Origin of the sequence: Pseudomonas kulmbachensis, assembly GCF_963681935.1 — a bacterium.
GTDB classification, from domain to species: Bacteria; Pseudomonadota; Gammaproteobacteria; order Pseudomonadales; family Pseudomonadaceae; genus Aquipseudomonas; species Aquipseudomonas kulmbachensis.
In genome coordinates, this window is sequence record NZ_OY817088.1 from 4,564,366 (window position 1) to 4,588,188 (window position 23,823).

Below are 23,823 nucleotides of genomic sequence, written 5' to 3' on the forward strand. Positions count from 1 at the left end.
TTAGCTACTACAAAAAACGGAGTTCCTGTTGGCGACCTTGTGGGAGCGGGCTTGCTCGCGATGCAGACGACATGGTCTGTCTGGATAACCGCGTCGATTCAATCGCGAGCAAGCCCGCTCCCACAGGGGTATGCAGTTACTTGCCCGCTACCGCATTGCCTTCAGGCTGCTTGCCATCCGTGCCATAGGCCGTCCAGAAGTTCTCCAGGCCTTTGGCCTTGAGCGCGGTCTGCAGGTAGCCGGGCTCAAACCAGCCATCGATGCTGACCGGACGGCGGATCAATTTTTCGTCCTTGGCCTGATCCGCCACCGCCTGATAGCGGCTGACCAAAAAGGTGTCGATCAGCGGCGAAGCCCTGTCCCGCAGGCTGACCCCAGTGAAATCGGCGCGCAGTGAGTCCACAGGGTCATTGCTTTTGGCCCACTCGGTGAAGACCTCATCACGGTGGCTGTCTTCAGAGGTCCAATGCGCGGCATCCACCAGCGTATCGACCACTTTTTGCACATTGGCCGGATGCTCTTTTTCATAAGCACCACGCACCACCAATGCGGTTTGACGGGTGTAGCGCACATCCTGGTCCGGGTTGTCGTAAACAATGTCGATCAGGCCCTTGTCGCGCAGCTTGAACAGTTCACGACCGCCAAAGGCGGCATCCACGCCGTTGGAAACCAGCGCTGCCTGAGTGCTGCCGGTATCGAGGTTGATGACCTTGATATCGCGCTCGGTCAGACCGTGCTCGGCCAACAGGTTGATCGACACCAGATGGCCGTTGGTGCCGCGAAACACTGCGACCTTCTTGCCTTTAAGGTCTTCGATAGTCTTGATCTCAGAGCCTTTTGGCACCGCCAGATACAGATTGGCTCGCACACCCAGTGCTGCCAGCAGCCTGGTGTCCAGCCCATTGGAGCGCCCGACCACTGCGGGCAAGTCGCCCTGGTAGGCGAAGTCCAGCTGCTGATTGGACAAGGCTTCGTTAACCGCAGGGCCAGCCCCTTTGAAGAAGAACCACTGCACCTCGGTGCCCGTTCCGGCGAAGGCTTTTTCCAGCAGTTGCTGGTTGCGCACTATGCCCAGGGGCGAGCCGCTGAACGTGACCGGATCACCGCCACCGGCGCTCGCCACGCCGATGCGCAACACATCGGCCTCGGCCAGCGGTACAGCCATGACCACAGCCAGCACGGCAGCGATGCGGGTCTTGCGCAGCAGGGTATTTACTTTGAATGAGGCCATGGGCAGATCTTCCTTGGAGCGATGAGGTGCGGCCCGTCAGGCGGCGAGGTGTTTTTTGTCGGCTTCGGTTTTCGGCGAGCGGGTGTCCGGGGTCGGCTTGAGCGCCTGGCTCAGGCGGCCGTCCACACCCACCGGCACATCGCCGTCGATGGTGGTGCGGCGCACGATGCGCTGGGCATCGCCGTAGTCGTTGATCGCTATATGCTGGGTGGCGCGGTTGTCCCAGATCACCACATCGCCTTCCTGCCAGCGCCAACGCACGGTGTTGTCGACATGGGTAATGCGGTCGTGGAACAGGCGAATCAGCTGCTTCGAGTCGCTGCTGCTGACACCCTGGATCTCTTTGACAAAGTGCCCCAGCAACAAACTTCTTTCGCCAGACTCCGGATGAACGCGAACTAACGGATGTTCGGTTTCATAAACTTGGGCGGTGAATTGTTCGCGATAACGCTTAAGGCCAGACTCATCGGTATTGCGCGGCGCGGCATAGTCATAAACATTGGTATGCAAGGCGCGCAGGCTGTCGGCAAGTTGCTTTAGAGGTTGTGGCAAGTCGGCATAGGCTGACGCCGTATTAGCCCACACCGTGTCGCCGCCATAAGGGGGAATGACCACACCGCGCAAGATCGAAATTTTTGGATAATTGGCAACAAAGGTCACATCGGTGTGCCAGGAGTTGGCTCGGGTTTCCTTGGCATCCAGATTCAGGATGGCAGCACTTTGCTCGGCAGAGCGTACGGTTGGATGGGGTACTTGATCGCCGAAACGTCGGGAAAACGCTTCATGCTCAGCGTCATCCAGATGCTGGTCACGGAAGAACAGGACTTTATATTTCAACAAGGCCTGATTAATAAACTCGAACGCTTGGGCACTGATATCACCGCCCAGTTTAACGCCTTCAAGTTGTGCACCAATTCGACCCGCCACGGGTTTTACTTGAATAGTCATTACGCCACTCCTGCCTCACGAGTTGTTGTGGACAGATCATAAAGGCATAAAAGTAGCGCTGACTAATCACTATTTAATCTAAAGATAGATGGGCATTTTAATAGAACAAAGACTATTTAAACTCCGACAAACAGTTATAAATCCTAGGATTGTAAGTTAATAACCAATTTAATTATTTACCTGTTTACTTGGCCGCCTGCACCACCGCTGAACGCCCTGGCAAGCGGCCATTGAGCACCGCGTAGGCCACCAACCCGATCAGTAGCCCCCAGAATGCCCCGCCAATACCCAGCAACGTGATGTTGGCGGCGGATGCCAGAAAGGTGATCAGCGCCGCTTCCCGGGATTTGGCGTCTGCCATCGCGCTGGCCAGGCTGCCACCGATGGTGCCGAGTAACGCAAGCCCGGCCAGAGTCGTGATAAAAGTGGCTGGGAATGCCATGAATACTGCCGCCAGGGTCACGCCGAAAATCCCCACCAGAATGTAAAACACCCCCGCCGCAATGCCTGCGATCCAGCGTTTGGACGGATCCTGCGAGGCTTCCTTGCCCGTACAAATAGCCGCTGTGATCGCCGCGATGTTGAACGCGTGGGAGCCAAAAGGCGCCATCAGCAAAGAACCGAGCCCGGTGAGCGTGACTATCGGATTGGCGCTGGTTTTATACCCGTCGTTACGCAGCACCAGCATGCCGGGCATGTACTGCCCGGTCAGGGTGATCAGAAACAATGGCAGCGCCACGCTGAGCAGAGCATTGAGTGAGAACTCGGGCCGGGTGAAGACCGGCGTCGCCAATTGCAGTGACAGGCCCGTCAGGTCAACACGCCCCTGACTCAGCAGAAACACCAGCCCCAACACCAGAATGCCCACCACGGCGTAGCGCGCACTAAAGCGTTTGAGTACCAGGTAGGCGGCGATCAACAGCCCGACCAGCAGCGGGTCAATGCTCATGCCGGCAAACGCGCCGATACCGAACTGCAACAGAATCCCGCCCAGCAACCCGGCAGCTATACCCGGCGGGATCAAGCGAATGAGCTTTTCGAAATAGCCGGACAAACCCAGCAGCACGAAGGCCGCAGCCGAGATCATGTACGCACCTATCGCTTCGGCATAGGGCGTGGTGGCCAGCGCCACAACCAGAAACGCCGCAGCCGGTGTCGACCAGGCAGTGATGATCGGCGCACGGTATTTCCAACTGAGAAACAACCCGCTCACCCCTACCCCAATCGATACCGACCACACCCACGAGGCGGTCAGTTCAGGGCTCAACCCGGCGACCTTGGCCGCCTGAAAGACCAGAATGAACGTACCGCCATAATTGACGATCACCGAGATTAAACCCGCGATAACCGGGTGAAGCAGATCGCGTAAACGCAGGGTTGAAGTTGAGGCGGTGGATGACATGGCGATGCTCCGTGCAAGTGGCGACGGGCAAAGTGTACGGATAGAATGGCCCGCCATTGCAGGCCAATTTACCCATCCAGAGCAGACCACATGGGCAAAACATTTGAGCTTGAAACCCTGAAAATCCGGCTCAACGATGTCGAGTTTCAACCGTTGGATTTGCACCAGCGAATTCAGCGAGCCCTGCGCAGCCTGATCCTCGACGGTGCTCTGGACCCCGGCCTGAAACTGCCCGCCACGCGAGTGCTGGCCCGGTCGCTCGGGGTAGCTCGCGACACGGTGGAGAACGCCTATGTGCAATTGCAGCGTGACGGTTTTATTGTGCGCCGCGAAGGTTCGGGCAGTTATGTCTGCCAGAGTGTCGGCAGCCAATTGCACGGGGTAAGGCGCAGTCGCAATCAACGACCTGCGGCCCGGCGCAGTCAGGCGCTGCCCGGTTCGGGCTTGAGTCGACGCGGGCAGATGATCCTCGACAGCGGCGGCGTAAACGATCAACAGATGATCAGGGCGTTTGCCACCGGCCTGCCGGAAACCCGCTCTTTTCCCGTAGCGGTCTGGGAACGCCTTCAGCGCCAGGTCATGAAGGAACACCGCGCCCATATTTTGTTGCACGGCGACCCGCAAGGCGCCGAACCGCTGCGCAAAGCCATTGCAACGTACTTGAACCTTGAGCGCGGGGCCAAGTGCGTCCCCGAACAGATTCTGGTGCTGAGCAGCACCCGTCAGGCCCTGTTCCTGTGTGCCCAGTTACTGGTCGACGCCGGTAAACCGATCCTGCTCGAAAACCCCGGCTACTTCGGTGCAAAAAAAGCTTTTGAGAGTGCCGAGGCCCAGATTGTGCCGATAGACGTTGATGCCCTGGGCATCCGCACCGACCTGCTGCGCGCCGACCGCAGCGGCGCAAACTGTGTGTATGTCACGCCGTCTCATCAATACCCCACCGGGGCGACCTTGCCACTGCAGCGCCGTCTGGAGTTGATCAACTGGGCGCTCGAGCAGAGCAAGTGGATCATCGAGGACGACTACGACAGCGAATTCCACTACGACGGTTTGCCCACCGCCTGCGTGCAGGGGCTGGATAAACACCAACGCACGCTCTATATCGGCACTTTCAGCAAGACGCTCTATCCGGGCTTGCGCATGGCCTACATGGTGCTGCCTGACGAGTTGGTCAAACCTTTCACCTATGCGCGCAGCATCATGGACGGCCACACGCCCCAAGTCCTGCAACTGACCCTGGCGCGCTTTATGGAAGATGGTCACTACAACGCCCACGTGCGTGCCATGCGCAAACTCTACGCCGGGCGTCGGGCCACGATGCTCGACGCTATCGACCGACATTTGCCGGGCATCGTCACCGCCCTGCGTCCGCAAGGCGGGTTACAGATCCCCTGTTTTCTGGCCGAAGGCCTGTCAGAACAAACAACCATTCGCCAAGCTGCCGCTGCCGGTATCCAACTGCCCGGCCTGAGCCGCCTTTACGCAGGCAAAGAGAAGCAACAAGGCTGGCTGTTGGGTTATTCATCCCTGACCGCCCATGAAATCGAGACCGCCATGGCGCGACTGGCCAGCGCCATTAGCTAGAGGCTGTTCTCTGAAGCGATTTCTGCCTCTTGTGGGAGCGTTGCTCTTAAGTGAACAACATTGCACCCGTAGACTGGTTTGTTGGCTGGTTTGTGCCGGTACGGATTTAGCCCATCGTACTTTTGATAAATATATAACGCGCCTGTCGCCAATCAGGCGCGTGCTGCCTCAGTGCGTTGCCAGCGTGTCCAGCGATTTATCGACATAACCCTTGGCCAGCTCCACCAAGTGCACGGTCGACAACACCAAATCGCGCGCGGGCCCGCTCAAGCCATTCCCCGCCTCATTCGCGCAGGCACCCGCACAGCGCAACAAGTCTGACGCCTGGGCCAAAGCCGCTTCTGAATTGACGCTGTCCGGGATGGCATACAGGGCCGTGCCCACAGGGCGAAAAGGCTTATGGTTTTGCAGGTAATAATTGAGCGCACGCTCGGTGGCGATACGGTCCAGCAACGGGTCGTGACTGTCAGCAGCATCGAGGGGAGAAACAGGGGGATCGGGAGTGATTTTTTTCATCGTGAAGACTCCTAGTACATCAAAAGGAGCTGTCACTTATCGCGACTAAACGAATGGGTGGCAGCCGTGCGCAGGTTAGTCGACCGGTGTACTAGGAACCCGGCGCACCCGAAGGCGCCCTGCGCACGGCCACCATAAAACGCAGGCCGAAAAAAAGCGCCTCGCTAAGGTGGCGCATTGCGCCTAGTAACACCGGGCGACTAAACCCGACCGCTGTTTTGCAGCGGTGGAGCGAGACTATTCCCCGATTTGGACAGGCGCAAGCGAACGGGATTTTCTCGGATGTTTCACGGGAATGAAAGCGAATCGTCGTACGAATCACCTGATTATCTCTAGCTAGGCTCACAGAGCTGACCGCCCTTCTTTGGTTTGGCGGCTTAAACTCAGGAGCACATATGAACAATGCAGAACATTCAACCGCCCAATGGCACTTGAATAAGAAACGAGCAGATGCCAACGTAATGACAAATGTCATTACACGAGTCAAAACCATGGCCTCCATCAATATCCGCATCGACGATGAACTCAAAGCCCGCGCCTACAAGGAACTTGAGCGTTTGGGTGTCACCCCCTCGGAACTGGTCCGCCAGGCATTGCAGTACGTAGCCGAACGCGGCCAACTGCCCTTTCGCCCCATGCTGGTGACAGAAGAAGACGAAGCACTCATCAACACCGTGCGCGAACGCCTGGCAGCGCCGCAAAGGGTCAAGGTGACACTGGATGACCTTTGATCTTGAGTTTGACCAGCGCGCCCTCAAGGAATGGCACAAACTCGCTGACACGGTCAGGCTGCAATTCAAGAGCAAATTGTCAGAGGTGTTGCTCAACCCCCGCGTTGAAGCCAACCGGCTGCGCAAGCTGCCCGATTGTTACAAAATCAAGTTGCGCAGCGCGGGTTACCGCTTGATCTATCAGGTCATTGATCAAGAGGTTGTGGTGTTCGTCGTCGCCGTTGACAAGCGCGAACATCAGGCCGCGTATCGCAAGGCGCAAGACCGCTTGAAGTAGACCAGCCCATCAAAGGCAACGGCTAATCCAAAGCCCTTTAACAGCGGGATTTCAACTGGGTTTACCCCTCTGGCATATGCCTTGCACCCTCGCTGTATGCTTTTCGCCAAGGTGCAACTCCCATGATCGAACCACACACAGGCCCTCTGGCCTGGGTCAACGGCAGCGATGCCCCGGAAAAAACCGAAATCAACCTCGGCTTTATGGCCCTCAGTGATTGCGCCTCGGTGGTGGTCGCCGCCACGCAAGGGTTCGCCCAGCCTTATGGCCTGACTCTGAACCTCAAGCGCCAGTCGTCCTGGGCCAGCCTGCGGGACAACCTGGTCAGTGGCCAGATCGACGCCGCCCATAGCCTGTACGGCCTGATCTACGCCGTGCACTTGGGAATTGGAGGCGTGGCGGCCACTGATATGGCCGTGCTGATGGGGCTCAATCAGAATGGCCAGAGCATCAACCTCTCCCACGGTTTGCAAGCCCTGGGCGTGACCCGTCCTGAGGCGCTGCAACAACACGTGCACCAAAGTCGCTCAAAACTGACCTTCGCCCAGACTTTTCCCACCGGCACCCACGCCATGTGGCTGTATTACTGGCTGGCGAGCCAGGGTATCCACCCGCTGCAAGACGTCGACAGCGTGGTGGTGCCACCGCAACAGATGGTCGCGCACTTGCAGGCAGGACGGATTGACGGGTTCTGCGTGGGCGAACCGTGGGCCGCCAGTGCGGTAAAACAGAACATGGGCTTCACCCTGAGCACCACCCAAGCGCTGTGGCCCGACCACCCGGAAAAAGTCCTCGGCTGCACCAAGGCTTTTGTCGAGCAGTACCCCAATACCGCCAGGGCGCTGGTAATGGCGATTCTCGAAGCCAGCCGCTTTATCGAGCAAAGCGCCGAAAACCGGCGCAGCACCGCGCAGTTGTTGAGCGCCCCCGAGTACCTGAATGCCCCCGTTGAGTGCATTGAACCGCGCCTGCTCGGCGACTACCGCGACGGGCTGGGCAATCACTGGCAAGACCCCCACGCGCTGCGCTTTCATGGCGACGGCGCGGTCAACCTGCCGTACCTGTCCGACGGCATGTGGTTTATGACCCAGTTCCGCCGCTGGGGCTTGTTGCGCGAAGACCCGGACTACCTGGGCATAGCCCGGCAGGTTCAGCAACTGGCCCTTTACCGCGACGCCGCCAGCGCCGTTGGCGTGACCGCTGGTACAACGGACATGCGCAGCAGCCAACTGATCGACGGCAAGGTGTGGGACGGCACGGACCCTGCAGCTTATGCACGAAGCTTTGCGCTGCATGCCATGAGCGCCAACACTCCTCTTCTCGCCCGTCGTTGACTGGAACCTGCCCCATGCTGCGTATCTTGCTGATCAACGACACGGCGAAAAAAGTCGGCCGCCTTAAAGCTGCGCTGACCGAAGCCGGATTTGAAGTCATCGACGAGTCGGGCCTGACCATCGACCTGCCCGGGCGCGTCGAAACGGTGCGCCCGGATGTCATCCTGATCGATACCGAGTCACCCAGCCGTGATGTGATGGAGCAAGTGGTACTGGTCTCACGGGACCAGCCACGGCCGATCGTGATGTTCACCGACGAGCACGACCCCGGTGTGATGCGCCAGGCGATCAAGTCCGGGGTCAGTGCTTACATCGTCGAAGGTATTCATGCCCAGCGCCTGCAACCGATTCTCGATGTGGCCATGGCCCGCTTTGAAAGCGACCAGGCTCTGCGCGCCCAACTGCACGCCCGCGACCAGCAACTGGCCGAGCGCAAGCGCATAGAACTGGCCAAGGGCCTGTTGATGAAAATGAAAACCTGCAACGAAGAAGAGGCCTACACCCTGATGCGACGCCAAGCCATGAGCCGCCAGCAGAAGTTGATTCAAGTGGCGGAACAGATCATAGCCATGAGTGAGTTGCTGGGCTGACACCCTTCCCTGTAAATACTTCAACTGTGGGAGCGAGCAGGCTCGCTCCCACAAGGGGTGAGTTATTCACCTGTTGGCACACTTCTCGCTAAGCACTCACTACCGGTAACCAACGGCGGTTGCCCTACTTACGACAAAGACGTCGCTCACCTCATTCGCCCATGGCGGATCAGGTAGCGGCGTTTTTTCGTTTTGGCAACAGACCCACGCTCATGACTCCTTCTCGAAACGATTAACCGTTGAGGTGCGCGATGAATTCAAGCTTCTGGAAATCCGGCCATACCCCGACCCTGTTCGCGGCGTTTCTCTATTTCGACCTCAGCTTTATGGTCTGGTATCTGCTCGGCCCGCTGGCGGTGCAAATCGCCGCCGACCTGCACCTGACCACCCAACAGCGCGGGCTGGTGGTGGCCACGCCGATTCTGGCCGGGGCCCTGCTGCGCTTTGTGATGGGCCTGCTGGCGGATCGCCTGTCACCGAAAACCGCCGGGCTGATCGGCCAGGTCATTGTGATCTGCGCGCTGTTTGTCGCCTGGAAACACGGGATTCACAGCTACGAGCAGGCCCTGCTGCTGGGGCTGTTTCTGGGCATGGCCGGTGCATCGTTCGCGGTGGCCCTGCCGCTGGCCTCGCAATGGTATCCGCCGCAGCACCAAGGCAAGGCGATGGGCATCGCCGGTGCTGGCAACTCGGGAACGGTATTCGCCGCCCTGCTGGCCCCGGTGCTGGCTGCGGCCTATGGCTGGAGCAATGTATTCGGCTTTGCCCTGATCCCGCTGGTGCTGTGCATTTTCGTATTTGCCTGGCTGGCCAAAAATGCCCCCGAGCGACCAAAAGCCAAATCCATGGGCGACTATTTCAAGGCCCTGGGTGATCGCGACAGCTGGTGGTTCATGTTTTTCTACAGCGTAACCTTCGGTGGTTTTATCGGCCTGGCCAGCGCCCTGCCCGGCTACTTCAACGATCAATACGGACTGAGCCCGGTGACTGCGGGCTACTACACCGCAGCCTGCGTGTTTGGCGGCAGTTTGATGCGGCCTTTGGGCGGCGCACTGGCGGATCGCTTCGGCGGGATTCGCACGCTGCTGGGGATGTATGCCGTGGCGACCATCAGCATCGCCGCCGTAGGTTTCAACCTGCCAAGTTCCTACGCTGCATTGGCACTTTTCGTCTGCACCATGCTGGGACTGGGCGCTGGCAACGGTGCGGTTTTCCAATTGGTGCCGCAGCGTTTTCGACGTGAAATCGGGGTAATGACCGGCCTGATCGGCATGGCTGGCGGTATCGGCGGCTTCGCCTTGGCGGCAGGTATGGGCGCAATCAAGCAAAGCACCGGCAGTTATCAACTGGCCTTATGGTTGTTCGCCAGCCTTGGGGTTCTGGCCTGGTTCGGCCTGCATGGGGTCAAACGTCGCTGGAGAACCACCTGGGGCTCCGCTGCCGTGACCGCTGCCCGAGTGTGAGGCCGCGATGAGCCTGCAACTGAGCTTTGCCCACGCCAGCGCGACCGGGCCACGCCCGGAGAATCAAGACGCACTGCGCGAAGTCACGCCAGTGCCAATGCTGGCGGCGAGCAAGGGGTATCTGTTCGCCATCGCCGACGGTGTCAGCCAATGCGCCGACGGCGGTCTGGCCGCCCGCTCGACCTTGCAGGCTCTGGCGCTGGACTACTACGCCACGCCCGAAACCTGGAGCGTTGCGCAGGCCTTGGAGCGCTTATTACTCGCGCAGAACCGCTGGCTCCAGGCCAATGGCGGCGGGCAACCGCTATTGACCACGGTCAGTGCCCTGGTGCTGCGTGGCAAGCGATTTACCCTGGCCCATGTCGGCGATTGCCGGGTGTACCGCTGGTACGCCGGGGCCTTGCAGCGCATCAGCGAAGATCATGTCTGGGATCAGCCGGGCATGCAGCATGTGCTTAAACGGGCGCTTGGGCTTGATCAGCATCTGGTGGTGGATTTTCTCGACGGTGAAATGCGCCAGGACGAGACCTTTGTGCTGCTCAGCGATGGCGTATGGTCGACCTTGGGCGATAGCGCTATCGCCGCCCTTTTGCGTGACCTGCCCGACCTGCAAGACGCCGCCAGCACACTGGTCAATGCCGCGCACCGGGCAGGCAGCCAGGACAACGCCAGCGCCCTGCTGGTACGGGTCGATGCCCTGGGCGAGAGCGGCATCGGCGATGCATTGATGCAGTTGCAGCAATGGCCACTGCCGCCCGTGCTAAGGCCGGGGCAGCACTTTGAGGGCTGGCAGGTCGAAAGCCATCTTGGCCAGAGTCAGCAGTCGTTGCTCTACCGGGTACACGACGCGCAACAACAGCCTTGGCTGCTGAAAACCCTTCCCGCCCGCCTGCACGACGATCATCTGGCCGGGCAAGCGTTGCTATCGGAAGAATGGTTTCTCAAGCGCGTGGCCGGGCGACATTTTCCTGAAGTACACCCCGCCAACCTGCGTCAGCATCTGTACTACGTGATGCGTGAATACTCAGGTTCAACCCTGGAAAAACTCTACGCCAAGGGCGGGCCGCTGCCTCTGGCGCAATGGCTGGAACTGGCCGAGCGTCTGCTGGGGGCCGTGGGCCTGCTGCATCGACGACAGATTTTTCACCGCGATATCAAGCCGCACAATGTGTTGTTGGGTGACGACGGCGAACTGCGCTTGCTGGACTTCGGGCTAGCCTACTGCCCGGGCCTCTCGGAAGACCTGCCATCAGCGCTGCCCGGCACACCCAGTTACATCGCCCCGGAAGCCTTTCGAGGCGAAAAACCTGGCCCTAAGCAGGATATTTACGCGGTGGGGGTGACCTTGTATTTCCTGCTGACCGGGCATTATCCCTACGGTGAAATCGAAGCCTTCCAACGCCCGCGGTTTGGCGTTCCGGTGAGTGCCAGTCGTTATCGGCCCGACCTGCCGGAATGGATTGCCCACAGCCTGGAGCGCGGCGTTGCAGCCGACCCCGAGCAGCGTTTTGAAACGGCCGAAGAGTGGTTGCTGCAACTGGAACAGGGCGAGCGCCAGAGCCTGAACATCCGCCCCAGACCTTTGCTGGAGCGAGAGCCGCTGAAGGTGTGGCGAGGGGTGGCTTTGGTGTCGTTGGTGATCAATCTGGTGCTGATGTTTTTGCTGCTTCACACATGACATACGCTCGAAAACCTCTGTAGATACTCTGTTCCAGGTCAAGCCCCAGTGGGAGCGAGCCTGCTCGCGAATGATCTTCGCGAGCAGGCTCGCTCCCACGCTTGAAGTATCTCTGTAGCCGCTGAGGAGGAACGAAGGCTGCGATCAGCGTAATACGCTCGTCAGCGGCTACGGGAATAACGCTCCAATATTGGGCGCGGCGCTTTTATTCGGTGCACAAAACTCCGCCCCTAAAAACTTCCCCCCCTTTAAACATGGGCTTTTGACGACTTGGCACAACCGCTGCATTAGCTGAATCATCAATCATAAAACCCGGCCTTCAACGACGAAGAACGGGTTTCCCGAGAGAACGGGACAAGGACAAAGGTGTCCTCGCCAGGTAACTGGCGGGACGCCTTTTTTTGTTTGCACACAATTTGTCGAGCAAGGCCGCAATGCCCCATATAAGGCAGGCCCCAGCTCCCGGAGAACCTGATGAAAAAACTAAAGCTGGTGATGATCGGCAACGGCATGGCCGGGGTTCGCACCCTGGAAGAATTGCTCAAGCTGAGCAATGAGCTGTACGACATCACGGTCTTCGGCGCCGAACCCCATGCCAACTACAACCGCATTCTGCTCTCGCCAGTGCTGGCCGGTGAACAGACGTTCGAAGAGATCGTGCTCAACGATCTGGACTGGTATCTGGACAACAACATCAAGCTGCTGCTCAACCGCAAAGTAGTGAAGATCGACCGGGTCAAGCGCCGAGTCATCGCCGAAGACGGCACTGAAGCCGAATACGACCGTCTGCTGATCGCCACCGGCTCAACCCCATTTATATTGCCAATTGCGGGCAACACCCTGAACGGTGTTATCGGCTATCGCGACATTGCCGACACCCAGGCAATGATCGACACCGCCAAAACCCATAAGCACGCGGTGGTTATCGGTGGCGGCCTGCTCGGTCTGGAGGCGGCCAACGGCCTGATGCTGCGCGGTATGCATGTGACCGTGGTGCATATCGGTGAATGGCTGCTTGATCGCCAGTTGGACCCGATCAGCGGCCAATTGCTGCAAACCGCCCTTGAAGCACGCGGCCTGCATTTTCGCCTGCGCGAACAGACCAACGCCCTGCATGACGCGGGTAATGGCCGGGTCGGCTCGGTCGAGTTCAAGAACGGCGACATCATCCCCGCCGACCTGGTGGTGATGGCCGCGGGCATTCGCCCCAATACCGAACTCGCCGAGCAGGCAGGCATCCCGTGCAATCGCGGGATTCTGGTCAACGACACCCTGCAAACCTACGACCCTCGTATTTACGCCATCGGTGAGTGCGCCAGCCATCGCGGCATCGCTTACGGCCTGGTGGCACCATTGTTCGAGCAGGCCAAGGTCTGCGCCAACCATCTCGCGCAACTGGGCTTTGCCCGTTATCAAGGTTCGGTGACTTCGACCAAGTTGAAGGTCACCGGCATCGACCTGTTCTCCGCTGGCGACTTTATGGGCGGCGAAGGCACCGAAACCATCACCCTCAGCGACCCGATTGGCGGGGTCTACAAAAAACTGGTGATCAAGGACGATATTTTGGTCGGTGCTTGCCTGTACGGCGACACTGCCGACGGCGGATGGTATTTCCGGCAGATCCGTGAGAATCACGCCATCGGTGAGATCCGCGACCACCTGATGTTTGGTGAAAATGCCATCGGCGACGTAGGCCATCAGGGCCAAGACAAGGCCATGAGCATGGCCGACACCGCCGAAGTCTGCGGCTGCAATGGGGTGTGCAAGGGCACCATCGTCAAGGCGATCCAGGAGCACGGGCTGTTCAGCGTCGACGATGTCAAAAAACACACCAAGGCCGCCAGCTCCTGCGGCTCCTGCGCAGGCTTGGTGGAACAGATTCTGATCAACACCGTGGGCGGCGCGGCAGACGTCAAACCCAAAAGCGAAAAAGCCATCTGCGGTTGCAGCGACCTGAACCACGGGCAAATCCGCCAGGCCATCCGCGACCAACACTTGCTGACCATCGCCGGCACCCAGAGCTACCTGAACTGGCGCACGCCCAACGGCTGCGCCACCTGCCGCCCGGCACTCAACTACTACCTGATTTCCACCTGGCCGGGCGAAGCAAAAGATGACCCGCAATCGCGCCTGATCAACGAGCGCGCCCACGCCAACATTCAAAAAGACGGTACCTATTCGGTGGTCCCGCGGATGTGGGGCGGTGTCACCAACCCGTCAGAGCTGCGGCGCATTGCCGACGTGGCCGACAAGTACAACGTGCCGATGGTCAAGGTCACCGGCGGGCAGCGCATCGACTTGCTGGGGATCAAGAAACACGACCTGCCCGGCGTATGGAAGGATCTGGACATGCCTTCCGGCCACGCCTACGGCAAATCAATCCGCACGGTGAAGACCTGCGTGGGCAGCGAGTTCTGTCGCTTCGGTACGCAAAATTCGACGCAACTGGGCATTGAGCTGGAGCACGACCTGTTCAATATGTGGTCGCCACACAAGGTGAAACTGGCGGTATCCGGTTGCCCGCGTAACTGCTCGGAAGCAGGTATCAAGGACGTAGGGATTATCGGTGTGGACTCCGGTTGGGAGATGTATATCGGCGGTAACGGCGGGATCAAGACCGAGGTTGCCGAGTTCTTCGTCAAAGTCAAAACCGCTGAAGAGGTGCGCGAGTACAACGGCGCCTTTTTGCAGCTGTATCGCGAAGAAGCCTTCTACCTCGAACGCACCGTGCATTACCTGCAGCGGGTCGGTATGGAGCACATCAAAAAGGCCGTGCTTGAGGACCCGCAGCGGCGCAAGGCGCTCAATGACCGGCTGCAATTCTCCCTGTCGTTCGAGCAGGACCCGTGGAAGGAGCGTCTGGCTCAGCCCCAGCTGAAAAAAGAGTTCGACGTTATCCCCCTGAAAAACCTGGAGGTGCTGGCATGAACTGGCTGGATATCTGCTCACTTGAGGAAATCAACGCCCTGGGCTCGCGGATCATTAGTGGGCCAAAGGGTGACATCGCGATTTTTCGCACCAGCGACGACGAAGTGTTCGCCCTCGATGACCGCTGCCCGCACAAGGGCGGCCCGCTGTCCCAGGGCTTGATCTACGGTAAGCGCGTGTCGTGCCCGCTGCACAACTGGCAGATCGACCTGCAAAGCGGCGAAGCTCTGGCCCCGGACATCGGCTGCGCCCATCACCACCCGGCGCGGGTCGAAAATGGCCGGGTGCAACTGGCCCTGCGGGACGCAGGCTGATGAACCGCCAGCTCACCGCCTCCACCTGCTGCTACTGCGGGGTCGGCTGCGGCGTGCTGATCGAGCATGACGGCGAGCGCATTCTCGGCGTCAGCGGCGATCCGGCGCACCCGGCCAACTTCGGCAAACTGTGCAGCAAGGGCTCGACGCTGCACCTCACCGGCGACCTCAACGCCCGTGCGTTGTACCCACAATTGCGCCTGGGCAAGGAGCTGGCCCGTGGCCGTACCGACTGGGACAGCGCCCTCGATCACGCCGCCAATGTGTTCGCCGCCACCATCGCCGAACACGGACCCGACAGCGTGGCGTTTTACATCTCCGGGCAGTTGTTGACCGAGGACTACTACGTCTTCAACAAACTGGCGCGGGCCCTGGTGGGCACCAACAATATCGACAGCAATTCGCGGCTGTGCATGTCTTCGGCCGTGGTCGGCTACAAGCGCAGCCTGGGCGCCGATGCACCACCATGCAGCTATGAGGATCTGGAGCTGAGCGACTGCGTGATGATTGTCGGCAGCAATATGGCCTACGCCCACCCGGTGCTGTTTCGTCGGTTGGAAGAGGCAAAAGCCCAGCGCCCGCAGATGAAAGTCATCGTGATCGACCCGCGCCGTACCGATACCTGCGATCTGGCCGACCTGCATCTGGCGATTCTGCCCGGCACCGACGTCGCATTGTTTCACGGGATCTTGCACTTGCTGTTGTGGGAAGACTGGGTCGACCGCGACTTTATCCAGGCCCATACCCAAGGCCTGCCCGAACTGAAAAACCTGGTGCGCGATTACACCCCGCAAATGGTGTCGCAGTTGTGCGGCATCAGCCTCGAGCAACTGCAGCAATGCGCCGAATGGGTCGGCACGTCGCCGAGTTTTCTGTCGTTGTGGTGCATGGGCCTGAACCAGTCCACTGCCGGTAGCGCGAAAAACAGTGCGCTGATCAATCTGCATCTGGCCACCGGGCAGATCGGCCGTCCAGGTGCCGGGCCGTTCTCCCTGACTGGTCAGCCCAATGCCATGGGCGGGCGCGAAACCGGCAGCCTATCCAACTTGTTGCCCGGCCATCGCGACGCCGCCAATGCTGAGCATCGAGATGAGGTCGCCGCCTACTGGGGCGTTGAGCAACTGCCGCAGAACACCGGCCTGAGCGCTATCGAGTTGTTTGAGCAGATGGCCAACGGCAAGATCAAAGCAGTGTGGATCGCCTGCACCAACCCCGCACAGTCCATGCCGGATCAGACAGCTGTGCGGGCCGCGTTGCGGGCCTGCCCGTTTGTGGTGCTGCAAGAGGCGTTTCATACCACCGAAACAGCCGCCTTCGCCGACCTGCTGTTGCCCGCCGCCAGTTGGGGGGAAAAGGACGGAACGGTGACCAATTCCGAACGGCGTATTTCCCACGTGCGCAAAGCCATCGCTGCACCGGGTGAGGCGCGCTCCGACTGGGCGATTACGGTTGATTTTGCACAACGACTGGAGAAGCAACTACGCCCGGCGCACAGCAGCCTGTTTGCGTTTCAAAGCGCAGCGCAGGTGTTCGACGAATATAAGCACCTGACCCAAGGCCGTGATCTGGACTTGTCGGGTATCAGCCATGCCGTGCTCGATGCCATCGGCCCGCAGCAATGGCCGTTCCCGGTGGGTGCCCGTAAAGGCACTGCGCGGCTGTATCTGGACCGGATTTTCCCAACTGCCAGCGGCCGGGCGCAGTTTGTGGCCGACCCTTATAGGGCAGCCAAGGAGCAACGCGATGCACGCTTCCCGCTGACCCTGATCACCGGCCGCCTGCGTGACCAATGGCATGGCATGAGCCGCACCGGTACCGCCTCGCAGTTGTTCGGTCATGTCAGCGAAGCGGTATTGAGCCTGCACCCGGACGAACTGCGCCGCCATCGCCTGCAGCCCGGAGATCTGATCAGCCTCAAGAGTCGGCGCGGAGCGGTGATCCTGCCGGTCAGCAGCGACGACAGCGTGCGCCCTGGGCAGGCGTTTTTACCGATGCACTGGGGCGACCGCTTCCTCAAGGGCGGGGTCAATACCCTCACCCTGCCAGCGTTCGACCCGCTGTCCAAACAGCCGGAACTCAAACACAGCGCCGTACGGCTAGAGCCGGTGCAATTGCCCTGGCATCTCTTCGCCCTGATTGAGGGTGATGTTCAACAAAGCTTCGAGACACTGCGCCCACTCTGCGAAGCCTTTTCTTACGTTAGTTTCAGCCTGACCGGCCGCGAGCGCCCTGCGATGCTGATTCGTGCGGCCAGCGCCAGCGCACCGGACCCGCAGTTGCTGCGTGATATCGACCAATGCCTGGGCCTTAACCAGGGGCCGGTGCTGGCTTACGACGACCCGCGCCGCTCCATTGGCAAGCGGGTGCGTATCGAAAGCGGGCGCATTACCGCCATTCGCTTGGCTGGCGAAACCCTCGCCCAGCACTGGCTGCAAAGCCTGTGGCTGGAAGGCCGGGCCGATGAACAACTGCGGCGCTGGTTACTGGCGCCGCTGAGTGTGCCGCCGGGCAACGTCGACACCCCGGCCGGTGGCAACAAAATTGTGTGCAACTGCAAGAACGTCAGCCAAAGCGCGGTCTGCACCGGTATCAGCCAGGGACTGGACTTGCAGGGGCTGAAAAATACATTGGGCTGCGGGACGCAATGCGGTTCCTGCGTCCCGGAAATCAAGCGTTTGCTGGCTGCCCAAGCGCAGCCGATCGCCGTTATCGCGTGAGGAAAACACTATGAGTGCAAAAGTCTGGCTGGTGGGTGCTGGCCCGGGTGACCCGGAACTGCTGACGCTCAAGGCCGTGCGCGCCCTGCGCGAAGCGGATGTGGTGATGATCGACGATCTGGTCAATGACGCAGTGCTGGAGCATTGCCCCGCTGCCCGGGTAATTTCGGTGGGCAAGCGCGGCGGCTGTCGCTCGACTCCGCAGGCGTTTATTCATCGCCTGATGCTGCGTTATGCCCGTCACGGTAAATGCGTGGTGCGGCTCAAGGGCGGCGACCCGTGCATCTTCGGCCGGGGCGGTGAAGAAGCGCAGTGGTTACGCGAGCACGGGGTTGAGGTGGAACTGGTCAATGGCATTACTGCCGGGCTGGCCGGGGCGACGCAATGCGCTATCCCGCTGACCCTGCGCGGCGTCGCCCGGGGCGTGACGCTGGTGACGGCGCACACTCAGGATGACAGCCAGGTAAATTGGCCGGCACTGGCGCAAAGCGGCACCACGTTGGTGGTGTATATGGGTGTGGCGAAGCTGAGTGAGATCCGCGAGCAATTGCTGGCCGGGGGCATGGCGGCGGATATGCCGGTGGCCATGATCGAAAATGCCTCCCTGCCCCACCAGCGCGAATGCCGCAGCCAACTGAGCGCGATGGAACACGATGCCGAAGCCTTCCAACTGAAAAGCCCGGCGATTTTGGTGATTGGCCGGGTGGCGGCCCATGCGCAGCAGAACCTGGAAGAGCAGAGCCAACGTGGGAGCGAGCCGGCTCGCGAAAGTCGTTACCAATAGCGCGACGCTCTTGAGACCTTCGCGAGCAGGCTCGCTCTCACAATATGGCCGATCAGGTAATCGGCGCCGGGTTGAACAGGGTGATGTCGTTGTGCAGTTTGTGCTGCTCGGCCCAGGTGTGTTTTTTGCCGCTGGCCACATCCAGGTAGTAGTGGAACAGTTCCCAGCCCAGGTCTTCGATGGTCGCCCGCCCGGTGGCGATGCGCCCGGCATCGATATCGATCAGGTCCGGCCAGCGCTGGGCCAGTTCGGTACGGGTCGAGACTTTCACCACTGGGGCCATCGCCAAGCCATACGGCGTACCGCGCCCAGTGGTGAACACGTGCAGGTTCATCCCGGCGGCCAGTTGCAAAGTGCCGCAGACGAAGTCACTGGCGGGCGTCGCACAAAAAATCAGGCCTTTGCGCTTGAAGCGTTCACCAGGGCCAAGTACGCCATTGATCGCGCTGCTGCCGGATTTGACGATGGAACCCAGGGATTTCTCGACGATATTCGACAACCCGCCCTTCTTGTTCCCAGGCGTGGTGTTGGCGCTACGGTCCGCTTCGCCTTTGGCCAGATAGCGGTCGTACCAGTCCATTTCGCGCACCAGTTCTTGAGCAACGGCTTCGCTCTCGGCACGGGAGGTCAGCAAGTAAATCGCATCGCGCACTTCAGTCACTTCGGAAAACATCACCGTTGCTCCCGCGCGCAACAGCAAGTCCGAAGCGTAACCCAGGGCCGGGTTGGCGGTGATCCCGGAAAACGCATCACTGCCGCCGCATTGCATGCCCAGGATCAGCTCGGACGCAGGCACGGTTTCGCGGCGGCGCTGATCGAGCTTCTTCAGGCGAATTTCAGCCAGTGCCATGATCTGCTCGATCATCTCGGTAAAGCCGTGGCTGGAGTCCTGCAAGCGGTACATCCACGGCTCGCTCAGATCCACCGAGCTGTCGTTCTCGTGCATCACTTGCCCGGCCTGCAATTTTTCGCAGCCCAAACCAACCACCAGTGCTTCGCCCCCTAGGTTCGGGTTGCGCGCCAGATTGCGCACGGTGCGGATCGGGATGTATGCATCGGTGGCGCTGATCGCCACGCCGCAGCCGTAGCTGTGAGTCAGTGCCACCACATCATCAACATGCGGGTAACGGGGCAGCAGTTCATCCTTGATCCGTTTGACCGCATGGTCCAGCACCCCGGTCACGCACTGCACCGTGGTGGTGATGCCCAGGATGTTGCGCGTACCCACGGTGCCGTCGGCGTTGCGGTAACCCTCGAAGGTATAACCCTCAAGCGGCGCCTGCGCTGGCGGAACTTCGGTGGCCAGCGGCAGGCTGTCCAGCGGCGGGGCCGTGGGCATGCGCAGTTGGTCTTCGTTGACCCAACTGCCCCGTGGAATGGCTTGCAAGGCATACCCGATGGTCTGGCCGTAGCGAATCACTTCGCCCCCCTCAGCAATATCCTCCAGGGTGACTTTATGGCTCTGCGGCACGAAGTCCAGGGTCACCAGACCGTCCGCAAAGACAGTACCGGCCGGCACACCTTGATCGTTAACCACCACCGCAACGTTATCCAGCGGGTGCAAGCGGATCGAGCGCGGCGAATCGGAATGTTCAATCAACGTCATGGCACCGCTCCTCAAAGATGGGCAGGTGAAAGTTCAACGGTTTCAGGACCGCTGGTGGGTGGCTCTTTGAGTACCACTCGCTTGATCGGTCCTACGATCACCAGATAGCTGAATACCGCTACCAGTGCATTGCAGCCGACAAACACCAGCGCCCATTTGAACGAACCGGTGGAGCTGATGATGTACCCGATGACGATGGGGGTAGTGATCGAAGCGATGTTGCCGAAGGTATTGAACAGGCCACCGCTCAGCCCGGCGATCTGCTTGGGCGACGTGTCGGACACAACGGCCCAGCCCAGTGCACCCACCCCTTTACCGAAGAATGCCAGGGCCATAAAGCCAACCACCATCCATTCAACATCCACGTAGTTGCACGCCACGATACTGCTCGATACCAGCAGGCCAACGATGATCGGCGCCTTGCGCGCGAACGTCAGGGAATGGCCTTTACGCAGCAGGTAATCGGAAATCACCCCGCCCAGCACCCCGCCGATAAACCCGCAGATGGCGGGCAACGAAGCGATAAAACCGGCCTTGAGGATGGTCATGCCGCGTTCCTGCACCAGGTACACCGGAAACCAGGTCAGGAAAAAGTAGGTAATGCCGTTGATGCAGTACTGGCCCAAATAAACGCCGAGCATCATGCGATTGGTCAACAGTTGGCGTATGTAATCCCACTTAGGGCCATCAGCCTTTTTACCTTTCTGGTCCATGTCGACCATGCCGCCGTTTTCAGCGATGTACTTGAACTCGGCTTCGTTAATGCTCGGGTGTTCGCGAGGGCTGTAGATAACTTTTAGCCAGATGCCCGAAAACACCACGCCGAACAGGCCCATAACAATGAACACATGTTCCCAGCCGTAGGAATAGACGATCCAGCCCATCAATGGCGCGAACAGTACCGTGGCGAAGTACTGCGCCGAGTTGAAAATGGCCGATGCAGTGCCACGCTCTGCCGTCGGAAACCAGGCGGCTACGATGCGGGCATTACCGGGAAAGGACGGAGCCTCGGCCAGACCCACCAGAAAGCGCAGCATAAACAGCGCAACCACGGCTGTAGACATACCGAAGTCGCCGACAAAGCCTTGCAGCACGGTGAACAATGACCAGGTAAAGATACTCAGGGCGTAAACTTTTTTCGAACCGAAACGGTCGAGCAGCCAGCCACCGGGGATTTGTCCGGCCACATAGGCCCAGCCAAATGCAGAGAAGATATAACCCAAGGTAACAGCGTCGATGCCGAGGTCTTTTTGCAGGCTGGAGCCTGCGATGGCGATGGTGGCACGGTCGGCATAGTTGATCGTGGTCACCAGAAAAAGCATGAGCAAAATCAAATAGCGGACGCGCGTAGGCTGGGTCGCTTGCATGTCGTACTACTCCCACTGATTATTTTTATGCGCGGGTGAATATTTTTAGGTGTGGCGGACTTACGGGTGACGCTGTGTGTGATTCCTTGGGAGAATTTTTACAGCCGCCGAGCATATTCCCTTACGCAAAAGGCCGCTGATTTCTCAGCGGCCTTGGTGCTTACTTACTGCGGGCCTTGCTTGTCGATCAAAGCGGCCAGTGCTTCGTATTCTTCTGGCAACAGATCGGTCAACGGAGTGCGTACCGGGCCTGCGCTGTGACCGGAAATGGTTGCCCCGGCCTTGACGATGCTTACCGCGTAACCGGCTTTGCGGTTGCGGATGTCCAGGTACGGCAGGAAGAAGTCATCAATGATCTTGCCCACGGTGGCGTGATCTTCGCGGGCCACGGCCTGGTAAAAATCCATCGCCGTTTTCGGGATGAAGTTGAACACTGCCGAAGAATAAACCGGCACGCCCAGCGCCTTGTAGGCGGCGGCGTAGACTTCTGCGGTCGGCAAGCCGCCCAGGTAGCTGAATCGATCACCAAGGCGGCGACGGATCGACACCATCAACTCGATGTCACCCAGGCCATCCTTGTAACCAATCAGGTTCGGGCAGCGCTCGGCCAGACGTTCCAGCAGTGGTGCGGTCAAACGGCAGACGTTGCGGTTGTAGACGATCACGCCAATTTTCACCGACTTGCACACGGCCTCAACGTGGGCGGCAACGCCGTCCTGGCTGGCTTCGGTCAGGTAGTGAGGCAGCAGCAGCAAACCTTTGGCACCCAGACGCTCGGCTTCTTGAGCGTATTCGATGGCCTGGCGAGTCGAACCGCCGACACCGGCGAGGATCGGCACGCTGTTAACGCAGGTATCGACCGCGGTTTTAATCACTTGCGAATATTCGCTGGCCGCCAGGGAGAAGAACTCACCAGTGCCGCCAGCGGCGAACAGGGCCGAGGCGCCGTACGGGGCCAGCCATTCCAGCCGCTTGATGTAGCCCTCACGGTTGAAATCACCTTGAGCATTGAAGTCGGTTATCGGGAAGGACAACAGACCGGAAGAGAGGATGGACTTCAGTTCTTGTGGATTCATTATTCGAACACCCTGGGAGCACGTTGTGATGAAAAGTAAGTTAATGCTTCTTTGCGTCGTACGTCATCGTACAACTTAAAAAAGTAACGTCAATCTCATTTCTTCAATCGGTGCTTGCCAGGGGACAAATTCCACTCAGCAAAAACCATAAAAACCGTCTAGGACGGGCTTTATGGTGTTAAGCCAGATAAGAATTTAATTTTAGAATAGAGATAGGTTGTCTGAGAACCGTACAAAACTGTAGCCGCTGACGAGGAACGAAGGCTGCGATACTTCAAGCGTGGGAGCGAGCCTGCTCGCGAAGAACATTCGCGAGCAGGCTCGCTCCCACTGGGGGGCTTGACCTGGAACAGAGAATCAACACCGGTCCGTCAGTGCCCTACCCGCGCTGCGCCTCGGCTTCTTCATGGGCATGGCGCAGGCGTTCGCGGCTGTTAGTCAGGTGCAGGCGCATGGCCGCACGAGCCGCCTCGGAATCCTGGCGGGCAATGGCCTGGTAGATTTCTTCGTGCTCGCGGTTCAGTCGGTTCATGTATTGCTGCTGGTCATCATGGGCCAGGCGCGCCGAATTCAGCCGGGTACGCGGAATGATGCTGGTGCCCAGGTGGGTCATGATGTCTGTGAAGTAACGGTTGCCAGTCGACAGCGCGATTTGCAAATGGAACTGAAAATCCGAAGCCACGGCATCACCGTTACGGGCCGTGTTTTCGTTCAGGGCATCCAGCGCCGCCCGCATTGCAGCCAATTGCTCGGCACTGCGGCGTTGAGCGGCCAACCCGGCAGACTCCACTTCAAGGCTGATACGCAGCTCCAGAATCGCCAGTACATCGCGCAAAGTAATGACGGTTGCCGGATCGATCCGAAAACCGCTTGGGCTCGGCGTGTCCAGCACAAAAGTACCGATGCCGTGCCGGGTCTCGACCTGCCCTGCCGCCTGCAACCGGGAAATCGCTTCGCGCACCACCGTGCGGCTAACGCCGTGGGCCTCCATGATCGCTGACTCGGTAGGCAGCTTGTCGCCACGCTTGAGCATGCCGTCGCGGATCTGCTCGGACAGCACCGTCACCAACTCTTGCGCCAGGCTGCGGCGCTTGCGAGGGAGGCGGGGTACGTCGTTCTGGTTTTCCATGGTGAACATTTTTCTCGAAATCAAAAGGATCGGGGACTTTGATCATTAAAGCAGCTGAACCATCGCCCTGGCGGATCTGGACACTGTGTTGTCCTGCCCCCGTATAGGCGCATCATAGCTTAAGCCGGTTGTACGATCACCTGCTGCG

19 protein-coding genes are annotated in these 23,823 nt (G+C 59.5%); 11 read left to right on the top strand and 8 right to left on the bottom strand.

The window, feature by feature from the left end:
- Window positions 1–136 precede the first annotated feature (136 nt).
- The 3 genes from U5A05_RS21075 to U5A05_RS21085 all read right to left on the bottom strand — a co-directional run bounded on the left by U5A05_RS21075 (window position 137) and on the right by U5A05_RS21085 (window position 3,581).
- Window positions 137–1,231, bottom strand: coding sequence for an ABC transporter substrate-binding protein (locus U5A05_RS21075; RefSeq protein ID WP_261739790.1), 1,095 nt, complete (start codon window positions 1,229–1,231; stop codon window positions 137–139).
- A 36-nt stretch (window positions 1,232–1,267) separates the two neighbouring features.
- The gene (locus U5A05_RS21080; protein WP_261739791.1) at window positions 1,268–2,179 is read right to left on the bottom strand and encodes a TauD/TfdA dioxygenase family protein; all 912 of its coding nucleotides are present in this window, start codon (window positions 2,177–2,179) and stop codon (window positions 1,268–1,270) included.
- A gap of 184 nt (window positions 2,180–2,363) precedes the next feature.
- Window positions 2,364–3,581 carry a benzoate/H(+) symporter BenE family transporter gene (locus U5A05_RS21085; RefSeq protein WP_321834641.1) on the bottom strand — a complete coding sequence of 406 codons (1,218 nt, stop codon included), beginning with the start codon at window positions 3,579–3,581 and terminating at the stop codon, window positions 2,364–2,366.
- A gap of 90 nt (window positions 3,582–3,671) precedes the next feature.
- Between U5A05_RS21085 and pdxR the strand changes: the two genes are divergently transcribed.
- Window positions 3,672–5,165 (top strand): MocR-like pyridoxine biosynthesis transcription factor PdxR, encoded by a 1,494-nt coding sequence (gene pdxR, locus U5A05_RS21090; protein ID WP_261739793.1) that lies wholly within the window; start codon window positions 3,672–3,674, stop codon window positions 5,163–5,165.
- Window positions 5,166–5,333: 168 nt separating this feature from the next.
- Here the strand turns inward: pdxR and U5A05_RS21095 are convergent, their stop codons facing one another.
- Window positions 5,334–5,681: a DUF6124 family protein gene (locus U5A05_RS21095; protein WP_261739794.1), complete on the bottom strand. Its 348-nt coding sequence runs from the start codon at window positions 5,679–5,681 to the stop codon at window positions 5,334–5,336.
- A 491-nt stretch (window positions 5,682–6,172) separates the two neighbouring features.
- On the opposite strand from U5A05_RS21095, the gene U5A05_RS21100 reads away from it, so the two are divergent.
- From U5A05_RS21100 to cobA, 10 genes are all read left to right on the top strand, one after another.
- A complete protein-coding gene (locus tag U5A05_RS21100) occupies window positions 6,173–6,412 on the top strand; it encodes a type II toxin-antitoxin system RelB/DinJ family antitoxin (protein ID WP_019827369.1) in 240 nt (79 codons plus the stop codon).
- Window positions 6,402–6,689: a type II toxin-antitoxin system RelE family toxin gene (locus tag U5A05_RS21105; RefSeq protein WP_019827368.1), complete on the top strand. Its 288-nt coding sequence runs from the start codon at window positions 6,402–6,404 to the stop codon at window positions 6,687–6,689. The genes U5A05_RS21100 and U5A05_RS21105 overlap by 11 nt, the downstream gene beginning before the upstream one ends.
- Window positions 6,690–6,811: 122 nt before the next feature.
- Window positions 6,812–8,023 (top strand): CmpA/NrtA family ABC transporter substrate-binding protein, encoded by a 1,212-nt coding sequence (locus U5A05_RS21110; protein ID WP_321834648.1) that lies wholly within the window; start codon window positions 6,812–6,814, stop codon window positions 8,021–8,023.
- Between the two features lie 14 nt (window positions 8,024–8,037).
- Window positions 8,038–8,613, top strand: coding sequence for an ANTAR domain-containing response regulator (locus tag U5A05_RS21115; RefSeq protein ID WP_261739797.1), 576 nt, complete (start codon window positions 8,038–8,040; stop codon window positions 8,611–8,613).
- 251 nt (window positions 8,614–8,864) lie between these two features.
- Window positions 8,865–10,076, top strand: coding sequence for a nitrate/nitrite transporter (locus U5A05_RS21120; RefSeq protein WP_261739798.1), 1,212 nt, complete (start codon window positions 8,865–8,867; stop codon window positions 10,074–10,076).
- A 7-nt stretch (window positions 10,077–10,083) separates the two neighbouring features.
- A complete protein-coding gene (locus U5A05_RS21125) occupies window positions 10,084–11,754 on the top strand; it encodes a bifunctional protein-serine/threonine kinase/phosphatase (protein ID WP_321834651.1) in 1,671 nt (556 codons plus the stop codon).
- Between the two features lie 474 nt (window positions 11,755–12,228).
- The gene (gene nirB, locus U5A05_RS21130; RefSeq protein ID WP_321834653.1) at window positions 12,229–14,682 is read left to right on the top strand and encodes a nitrite reductase large subunit NirB; all 2,454 of its coding nucleotides are present in this window, start codon (window positions 12,229–12,231) and stop codon (window positions 14,680–14,682) included.
- Complete coding sequence (nirD, locus tag U5A05_RS21135; RefSeq protein WP_261739801.1) at window positions 14,679–14,996, top strand: nitrite reductase small subunit NirD; 318 nt, start codon at window positions 14,679–14,681, stop codon at window positions 14,994–14,996. The genes nirB and nirD overlap by 4 nt, the downstream gene beginning before the upstream one ends.
- Window positions 14,996–17,713 (top strand): nitrate reductase, encoded by a 2,718-nt coding sequence (locus U5A05_RS21140; protein ID WP_321834654.1) that lies wholly within the window; start codon window positions 14,996–14,998, stop codon window positions 17,711–17,713. Before nirD ends, U5A05_RS21140 begins: the two co-directional genes overlap by 1 nt.
- 10 nt (window positions 17,714–17,723) lie before the next feature.
- On the top strand, window positions 17,724–18,497 hold the full coding sequence (gene cobA, locus U5A05_RS21145) for a uroporphyrinogen-III C-methyltransferase (protein ID WP_321834655.1): 774 nt from the start codon (window positions 17,724–17,726) through the stop codon (window positions 18,495–18,497).
- Window positions 18,498–18,549: 52 nt separating this feature from the next.
- Here the strand turns inward: cobA and garD are convergent, their stop codons facing one another.
- The 4 genes from garD to U5A05_RS21165 all read right to left on the bottom strand — a co-directional run bounded on the left by garD (window position 18,550) and on the right by U5A05_RS21165 (window position 23,675).
- Window positions 18,550–20,103 (bottom strand): galactarate dehydratase, encoded by a 1,554-nt coding sequence (garD, locus tag U5A05_RS21150; protein WP_321834656.1) that lies wholly within the window; start codon window positions 20,101–20,103, stop codon window positions 18,550–18,552.
- 11 nt (window positions 20,104–20,114) lie between these two features.
- Window positions 20,115–21,470, bottom strand: coding sequence for an MFS transporter (locus tag U5A05_RS21155; protein ID WP_261739805.1), 1,356 nt, complete (start codon window positions 21,468–21,470; stop codon window positions 20,115–20,117).
- A 164-nt stretch (window positions 21,471–21,634) separates the two neighbouring features.
- Window positions 21,635–22,546: a 5-dehydro-4-deoxyglucarate dehydratase gene (kdgD, locus tag U5A05_RS21160; RefSeq protein WP_321834657.1), complete on the bottom strand. Its 912-nt coding sequence runs from the start codon at window positions 22,544–22,546 to the stop codon at window positions 21,635–21,637.
- Window positions 22,547–22,925: 379 nt separating this feature from the next.
- Entirely contained in the window at window positions 22,926–23,675 is a 750-nt protein-coding gene (locus U5A05_RS21165; RefSeq protein WP_261739807.1) for a FadR/GntR family transcriptional regulator, read from the bottom strand.
- Window positions 23,676–23,823: the final 148 nt, after the last annotated feature.